The organism is Streptomyces sp. NPDC002817 (assembly GCF_053592055.1).
The window spans coordinates 20,109-27,814 of the sequence record NZ_JBSFUY010000060.1 but is presented as its reverse complement, the minus strand read 5'-3'; the positions used below and the strand labels follow the sequence as shown (position 1 = coordinate 27,814).

The window sequence follows — 7,706 nt, the reverse complement described above, 5'->3', positions numbered from 1 at the left end:
CACTCGACGCCCTCGAAGCACGCGCCCGTCTCCTGGATCGAGGACAGGTCCGGTACGCCGGGCACGCGCATCGCCTGGAGCCTTCCGCCCGCGCGGAGCGAACCCAGGCCGCCCAGCGGCTTGTTCGGCAGGAAGCGGTAGAAGAGGCCGAACGGCTTGAGGAAGGCGTCCTCGGTCTCGTAGACGATGCCGCGCTTGGGGTCGACGGCGATCGCCTCGTGCGCGAAGCGGCCCATTGCGGTCAGCGGCACCGCGCCCGAACCGAGCGGGTTCACCGGATCGACCTCGAAGATGAAGCCGTGGTCCTTGGTGTAGCCACCGATGCCCACTTGGGCCTCGGTCTCCTCGCAGGTCAGCCAGGTGCCCCAAGGGGTGGGCCCGCCCGCGCAGTTGACGGCGGTGCCGGCGATGGCGACCCGCTCCGACAGCACGTTGTTGTGCCGGTCGAGCGTCAGGACCGTACAGCCGCCCTTGCCCGCCGGGTCGTAGGTGAGGCCCTCGACGGTCGGGACCGGCACTCTTCCGATGCTGGGATTCTCATGGTTGCGGACCAGGTGCACACGACCGTTCCTGCCTGCGAAGGCCGCCATACCGTCGTGATTCGAGGGAACTGCGCCTTCTCCGGAACGAAGCGGATCCCCCTCGCGCGAGAGGACCTTGTAGCGGAAACCTTCCGGCAGATCGAGCAGGCCGTTCGGGTCGGGAACGAGCGGGCCGTAGCCGGTGTGGCCGAGGTTCTGAGCGGCGGCGGTGCCCGTGAAGAGCTCGGAGAGGGCACCGGTGAAGGCGATGCCCACACTTAATGCCCCAGTGCGAGCGAGAACCTGACGACGAGTGGTGGCGCGGCGGTATTCCGTCATGAACGGACCTTCCTGTCAGGCGTACAGGAACAGCGATCTCGCTGTGTCTATCATTCGAAATTCGTCCCGGGAACCACGCGTGAAGCGCCTGACGCCACGGCCTGCTCTCCGGGGTGGCAAGTCTCGAACGCGATCGTCCCGCCGCCTTCTCAGACGGCGGGACGATCGCGTCATGTGTGCAGCAACGGTCGCCGACGGATCTCCGGACTACGGAACGGGAAGATCCCGTCGCCGGAGCCCTGCAAGACCTGCCACGACCAACGCCGCTGCCAGGAGGAGCAACCAGATCAGATCTGTCGCCGACGCGTCTCCGCCGGGCAACTTCGGGATGTGAGTGAACGGCGAGAGGTCCAGGAGCGACTGATTCAGTTTCAACGCGGCACCGAATTGGCCGAACAAAACGCACAGCGACAGGACCGTCCACGCCACAGCCGCAGTGAACCGGGGCAGCACCCCGAACACGGCCACGGCGACCGCGGCCAAGAGCCAGACCGCGGGCAGCTGGACCAGCGCGCCACCGAGGACACGGGGGACCTGTCCCCCGACGTCGCTCACATTCAGGCCGTGCACCAGCCCGGCAGCCAGGCCCGCGGCTGTCAGCCCAACGATCGGACCGACCAGGGCGAACAGCAGATGTCCGGAGGCCCACCGCAGTCGCCTGACCGCGGTGGCCAGCAAAGGCTCAGCCCGCTGCTCCGTCTCCTCCGTTCGCAGCCGCAGCGCAGCCTGAATGCCGTATGCCGCCGCGACCAGCCCGATGAGACCCATCATCGCGGCCAGGTAGGCATCGGTCAGGCCGGATGCACCGCCCATGCGCGAGAAGATCTCACTCAAATCCTTGTTGTCACCCAGCAGTTCGCCCGCGCCCTCTGCGACTCCTCCGAAGACCGCACCCATGGCCAGGAATCCGGCAGTCCACCCCAGGAGCGGACCTCGGTGGAGCCTCCAGGCGAGGCCGAGAGGACCGTTCAGCCCGGAGGAGGCTGTGGCCGGCCCCGGCCGCGGAGGCAGGACGCCCTCGCCGATGTCCCGTCGGCCCACCATCCGTGACGCGACCGTCGCGAGGACGACGATGGCCGCCAGGGGCAGCAGGAGCACCCACCAGCGTTCGTCGGCGAACGGCCGTACCCGTTGTGTCCAGCCGAGAGGCGAGAGCCACGTAAGCCACTCGACGCTGTTGCCCTGCCCTCCCACATCGCCCGCCAGACGGACCGCGAAAGCGGCACCGAGAACGCTCAGCGAAAGCCCACGAGCAGCGCCGGCGGTCTGGGTCAGTTGGGCCGCCAGGGCCGCCACACCCGCGAAGACGATTCCCGCGGAGGCGATCGAAAGACCGAGAGCCCAAGCACCTGCGCTGTCCTGGCCACGGCCGGTGACGCTGACGGCGATGACGACCGCGAGGAGCAAATTGGCCGCGAGCGTCACCATGAGGGCGGCCGCCAGCCCGGCCTTGCGCCCCACGGCAGTGGCCGCCAGCAGCTCGCGGCGCCCGCGCTCCTCCTCCGTTCGTGTGTGCCGCATGACGGTGAGAACGCTGATCAGAGCAATGATCACGGGAGCGAAGCCGAGTCGCTGGGCAACGATGCCACCGATATCGGCGCTGTGGATCGGGCCGAACAGAGCCAGGAACGCCGGGTTGGTCGCCGTGGTGGCCACGTATTCCTTCTGATCGGCCGCCGTCGGATAAAGCTCCTCGGACGCGACCACGAAGTTCCCCGCCGCCAGCCCGGGGATCACCACCCAGAAGGGCAGGATCCACCTGTCTCGGCGCAGAACCAGCCTGGAAAGGCCGCGGGTGCCGGTGAATCCGCTCATCGGGCCGCCTCCGCGGTCCGGTCGGTCCGGTAGTGCCGCATAAACAGTTCTTCCAGCGTCGGCGGCTGACTGACCAGACTGCGCAGCCCTGCGGCAGCCAGCTCCGCGACCACCGCTCCGAGCCGATCGGTGTCCACCTCGCAGCGCACCTGATGGCCGTCGACGGTGAGGTCGTGCACTCCCACCATGCCCCCCAACGAGGCGGGCGGGTAATCCACTTCGGCGTGCAACGACGTACGCGTCAGGTGACGGAGCTCAGCCAACGTTCCCGTCTCCACGGTCCGACCGTCGCGGATGATGGTGACGCGATCGCAGAGAGCCTCCACCTCCGCGAGGATGTGGCTGGAGAGCAGCACAGTGCGGCCGCTTCGCTTCTCCTCCGCGATGCTCGCCTGGAACGCCGATTCCATCAGCGGGTCCAGGCCCGAGGTGGGCTCGTCCAGGATCAGCAGCTCCACCTGAGACGCCAGGGCGGCGATCAGCACCACCTTCTGCCGGTTGCCCTTGGAATAGGCTCGGGCCTTCTTCTTGGGGTCCAGATCGAACCGGTCGATCAGATCGGCCTTGCGGGACTCGTCCAGCCCGCCACGCATCCGCCCGATCAGGTCGATCGTCTCGCCGCCGGACAGGTTGGGCCACAGCGTGACGTCGCCGGGGACATACGCAAGGCGCCGATGCAGTTCTTCGGCGTCGGCCCAAGGGTCGCCGCCCAAGAGGCGCAGGTCTCCGCCGTCGGCCTTGTACAGGCCGAGGAGCGCACGGATGGTAGTGGTCTTGCCGGCCCCGTTGGGGCCCAGGAAGCCGTGCACCTCACCGGTGTTGACGGTGAGGTCAAGGCCGTCGAGGGCACGGGCAGGGCCGAACGACTTGGTCAACCCGCGAACTGAGATCGCGGCCGCCGTCGGGGTAGTCATGGGGGGTCTCCTCGTCGAGGGGAACATGAGGGCAGCTCTGGGACACGGCCGGTGGCGTGCTGCTGTGTGGGCATCACGAGCACCGGCACCCTGCGGCGGATCCGAGTCGGTCCGTCGAGCCGCCGCCTCGGCCGTGGGAAGCCGAACACAAAGATCACTACGGACGGCCAACGACCACTGCACACATCGGCTGGGAACTCGCAGTACGGCAAGTCGGTTCTGTGCAAGGGGCTGACATTCAGCGGGGGGTCCACCAGCGGCGCCTAGCGCGGGAGTCCAGCGGCAACGTGCTCTGAGTGCTCGTCGGCTCCGGGCGACCGATGGCATGCGCCCCGGCGCATCGGCGCGGACGCTTCCTTCCGAGAAGTGCAGCCGGTGGGTATGTCCCGTCGGGTGGGCAGGCCGTCCGCGGTCTGCAGGCGCCTGTTGAGTGCCGGCCATGATGCCGGGATCGCCGGCCTCCCGCGACCGCATCGTCACCACCGTGAATCTGTCGAAGCAGACGCAACAACAGCGCTGCGCGCACATCGGCAGACGCGCGTGCTGGGACTCGCGACAGCCGGGGCTGCGGCTAAGAATCCTGTGACGGCAGCCATCAATCAGTCCTCCTGCCCCGCACGGCGTCCGGGAGCTGCGTCCCTCATGGCCTCCAGAACCGCACGTGCTTGCGTCGCGATCTCCGGGCCGATCAGATTGTCGGCGTAGATGTCGAGCAAGGCCAAACCGAGCCTGGGATAGCCTTCGGGGCTCAGCGGATTGGTGCCCAGCGCGCGCGTCAGGTGCTCGTGGAGGACGAGGATCCCCAGGTTCATGGCCGTCATGGCGGCCGAGTAGGCGTGCAGGTCGGACGTGTTCGGGACACTCATCCCCGGGCCACCCTCCTGCAAGAGGGTCTCGCTCATTCGCACGATGTCGTCGAACAGGGCGGACGCCGCCGGTGAGCCGTCCACCAGGGCTCGGGCCACGTATCGCTGGACCGGCGCGGCAGCGCGCAGGACCACCGGGAGGAAGTTGGGGTCGTCCATCCCGCCCTTGATCGCGTCCTGCTTGGTGTGGCGCAGCATGTCGAATGCATATCGGTCGCACTCCGCGCGCAGCTCCTCCTTGGAGCCGAAGTGATGCTGGACCAGCCCCGGCGAGACTCCGGCCGCCTCGGCGATGCCACGGATCGTCGCGCCGCCCATCCCCCGGCGAGCGAACTCGCCCAGTGCCGCATCCCTGATGCGGGCGCGAGCGGTGCGCTCGTCACCCTCGGGGCCCCGTTCAGACTCCACAACGCCTCCGACAATACACGCGTTCAATTAACAATACAGCTGTATACTATACGCGCGTATTGGATGCAACGGGCAGGTGTCAGACCGGCCACGCACGCAATGCGAAGCCGAGTTCGAAACCGTACGAAACAGCGCCGGGCAAGGAACGCGTCAGGGCCGGGGCGCCAGAAGGTGGCCGCTGGACCGCTCCACCACCGTGATCGACTCCATGGGGCAGGATTCGGCCGCGTCCAGCACACTCTGGTCCGCTGGCACGATCGCGCTCACCGCGCGCGACCGCCCTTCCGCCAGCTGAAACCGCCGGGCCGCCAAGTGAGTGCACACGCCGGAACCGACACACGTCTCGGTGTCGACCGAGATCTCCCAGACGGTGCCCTCGTCCTCTGCGCCGTTGGTCCGCGTCGCCGTCATCCGTCCTCCGCCGAAGGCCGTTACATGACGTCAGAGTTGGTGACTCACACGCTCCACGCAACCCCGATCCGCCCCCTAGCCGCGACCTTCATTAAGGGTTGTGGCCATGAATTGACCCGGGCTACACAGGCCGTATCGCAATGCGATCGTCGCGCCCAGGGAAAGGGAGTGCCGACCCGATGACCAAGCTTGACGACGGTCTCTGGTTCCGCCATTTTCACGCCAGCGCAGATCAGGGAGCCAGACTGCTCTGCTTTCCGCACTCAGGTGGCTCGGCGACATACTTTTACCGCCTATCCGCCATTTTGGCCCCTTCCGTGGAAGTCGTGGGGGTGCAGTACCCGGGCCGACAGGACCGGCGCGCCGAACCTCTGGTGGACGACCTGACCGAGTTGGCCGGAATGATCCGTCAGGCTCTGATCACCCTGGACAAGCGGCCACTGGCCTTCTTCGGGCACAGCCTGGGGTCGGTGCTGGCCTACGAGGTCTGCCGGCAACTGGCCGAAGATCCTGCGGCTCCGTTCCCGGTCACGCTGCTTGCCTCCGGACGACGTGCGCCTTCCATCGCGAGCCGCGCCAACCTCCACCAGCAGGGGGACGACGTTCTCATCGCAGAGATACGCCGTCTCAGCGGTACCGACGCAAGTCTCCTCGCCGATGAGGAAGTCGTGCGCATGGTGCTCCCGGCGCTGCGTGCCGACTACAAGGCCATCGAGACGTATCAGCACCGGCCGGGCCCGCCGTTGAAGTGCTCGATCAGCGTCTTCATGGGCGACGCCGACCCAGGACTGTCGGCCGACCAGGCCGAGACGTGGCGTCACCTCACCTCGGCGGACTTCCGGCGCAGGGTCTTCGCGGGCGGCCATTTCTATCTCAACGACAACTGGCCGGCCGTGGCCGCGGCGATCACGGAGGATCTCGCCTCCGTCGGCCTCGGGCCGGGCGCAGCCATCGACGTCGAAGGGACCCCTGCCCGATGACCGGATCGACCCGTGCCGTGGTCCTCGGCGGCAGCATCGCGGGCACCTTGGCGGCAGTCGCCCTCACTCGGCACGTGGACTCCGTGACGATCGTGGACCGGGACGTCTTCCCCGCCGAGGCGGACTTCCGCCGTGGTGTGCCTCAGGCCCGTCACGCCCATCTGCTGTTGTCCGGTGGTGCGCGCATCATCGAGAAGATGATGCCGGGGGTCACAGAACGACTGCTCGCCTCGGGTGCCCACCGCCGCGAGGTGCCGACGGATTGCCTCTGGCTCACTGCCTACGGGTGGCAGCACCGCTTCCCGGCCGCCGAGTTCATTCTCACTTGCAGTCGAACGCTGCTCGATTGGACGATGCGCGATCACGCGTTGCGCAGCGGGCACATCACCGTCATGGACGGCACCGAGGTGCTGGCCCTGCGCGGGGATGCCCACCGCGTCACTGGCGTGTGCGTACGCGGACGACGCTCCGAGGAGCCCGTCGAGTTGGCGGCAGATCTCGTGGTGGACGCCACCGGGCGCGGCTCACCCCTCAAACAGTGGCTGGCAGCGCTGAAAATCGAATCTGTCCAAGAAGACCTCGTCGACACCGGCATCGCCTATTCGACGCGCGTCTTCCGCGCTCCCTTCGATGAGAACACCTTCCCTCTGGTCAACGTGCTCGCCGACCACCGGGCACGCCGGCCGGGACAGAACGCCACACTGGTCCCGATCGAGGGCGACCGACTCATCCTCACCCTGTCGGGAACCCGCGGCGGTGAGCCGCCCGCCGAAGAGTCGCAGTTCCTGCCGTTCGCACGGCGCCTGCGGTCACCTTTCATAGCCGACCTGCTCCAACACGCGGAACCGCTCAGCGGAGTGTACGGATCCCGCAGCACGGCCAACCGCCGTCGCTACTACGAGCGGATCGCCGCCTGGCCCGAGGGACTGGTGGCCATCGGGGACTCGGTTGCCGCATTCAATCCCGTCTACGCGCACGGTCTCAGTGCGGCCGCGCACTGCGTCGACGCCCTCGCCCGGGAGTTGGACGGCACTGGCCTGGCGCCAGGGCTCGCGGCGTCCATTCAGCGTGCTGTAGGCGCCGCGGTCGATGACCCATGGATGCTGGCCGCCTCTCAGGACCTGTCGTACCCCGACTGCCGCACCGACATGAAAGATCCGCGCCTGATGGGCGGCACGCACGCCCAAAGCCGCACCTTCGCCGACATGGTGGGAGACGCCTCGCTGCGCGACCCCGTGGTGCACCGGGCAGCCGTGAAGGTGACGACCCTGTCAGCTCCGGTGAACAGCCTCGAGGCCCCTGAGGTCATCGCGGCACTGCGCCGAGGTGCCGCCCATCCTCCCCTGTCCAGACCGCCCTTAACGGCGCGTGAGACCGCGATGCTCCGCACGGCGCGGGGCGGCGTCTCCGCTCCCGAACCCGCGTAGAGGATCGCACAACCGAGAGAGGCAT

The 7,706-nt window shown here is 67.9% G+C and carries 7 protein-coding genes; 2 read left to right on the top strand and 5 right to left on the bottom strand.

All coding sequences use genetic code 11. The features are described 5' to 3' along the window. From ACWD3I_RS47320 to ACWD3I_RS47300, 5 genes are all read right to left on the bottom strand, one after another. A partial coding sequence (locus ACWD3I_RS47320) for an alkaline phosphatase PhoX (protein ID WP_451084421.1) occupies window positions 1–860 on the bottom strand: 860 nt, incomplete at its 3' end. A gap of 207 nt (window positions 861–1,067) precedes the next feature. Beyond that, window positions 1,068–2,675 (bottom strand): ABC transporter permease, encoded by a 1,608-nt coding sequence (locus tag ACWD3I_RS47315; protein WP_365413157.1) that lies wholly within the window; start codon window positions 2,673–2,675, stop codon window positions 1,068–1,070. Next, complete coding sequence (locus tag ACWD3I_RS47310) at window positions 2,672–3,589, bottom strand: ABC transporter ATP-binding protein (protein WP_365413159.1); 918 nt, start codon at window positions 3,587–3,589, stop codon at window positions 2,672–2,674. Before ACWD3I_RS47310 ends, ACWD3I_RS47315 begins: the two co-directional genes overlap by 4 nt. 599 nt (window positions 3,590–4,188) lie before the next feature. Beyond that, window positions 4,189–4,863 carry a TetR/AcrR family transcriptional regulator gene (locus ACWD3I_RS47305; RefSeq protein ID WP_365413161.1) on the bottom strand — a complete coding sequence of 225 codons (675 nt, stop codon included), beginning with the start codon at window positions 4,861–4,863 and terminating at the stop codon, window positions 4,189–4,191. A gap of 150 nt (window positions 4,864–5,013) precedes the next feature. Next, window positions 5,014–5,274, bottom strand: a complete 261-nt coding sequence (locus ACWD3I_RS47300; protein ID WP_365413163.1) for a ferredoxin — start codon at window positions 5,272–5,274, stop codon at window positions 5,014–5,016. A 179-nt stretch (window positions 5,275–5,453) separates the two neighbouring features. On the opposite strand from ACWD3I_RS47300, the gene ACWD3I_RS47295 reads away from it, so the two are divergent. Both ACWD3I_RS47295 and ACWD3I_RS47290 read left to right on the top strand, forming a co-directional pair. Beyond that, window positions 5,454–6,254, top strand: a complete 801-nt coding sequence (locus ACWD3I_RS47295) for a thioesterase II family protein (RefSeq protein WP_365413165.1) — start codon at window positions 5,454–5,456, stop codon at window positions 6,252–6,254. After that, a complete protein-coding gene (locus ACWD3I_RS47290) occupies window positions 6,251–7,681 on the top strand; it encodes an FAD-dependent monooxygenase (protein WP_365413167.1) in 1,431 nt (476 codons plus the stop codon). Before ACWD3I_RS47295 ends, ACWD3I_RS47290 begins: the two co-directional genes overlap by 4 nt. The last annotated feature ends 25 nt before the right edge of the window (window positions 7,682–7,706 follow it).

Bases quoted from the DNA above. Each gene is read 5' to 3' on its own strand.
- ACWD3I_RS47310 (WP_365413159.1), bottom strand. From the start codon at position 3,589: ATGACTACCCCGACGGCGGCCGCGATCTCAGTTCGCGGGTTGACCAAG.
- ACWD3I_RS47290 (WP_365413167.1), top strand. From the start codon at position 6,251: ATGACCGGATCGACCCGTGCCGTGGTCCTCGGCGGCAGCATCGCGGGC.
- ACWD3I_RS47300 (WP_365413163.1), bottom strand. From the start codon at position 5,274: ATGACGGCGACGCGGACCAACGGCGCAGAGGACGAGGGCACCGTCTGG.
- ACWD3I_RS47315 (WP_365413157.1), bottom strand. From the start codon at position 2,675: ATGAGCGGATTCACCGGCACCCGCGGCCTTTCCAGGCTGGTTCTGCGC.
- ACWD3I_RS47295 (WP_365413165.1), top strand. From the start codon at position 5,454: ATGACCAAGCTTGACGACGGTCTCTGGTTCCGCCATTTTCACGCCAGC.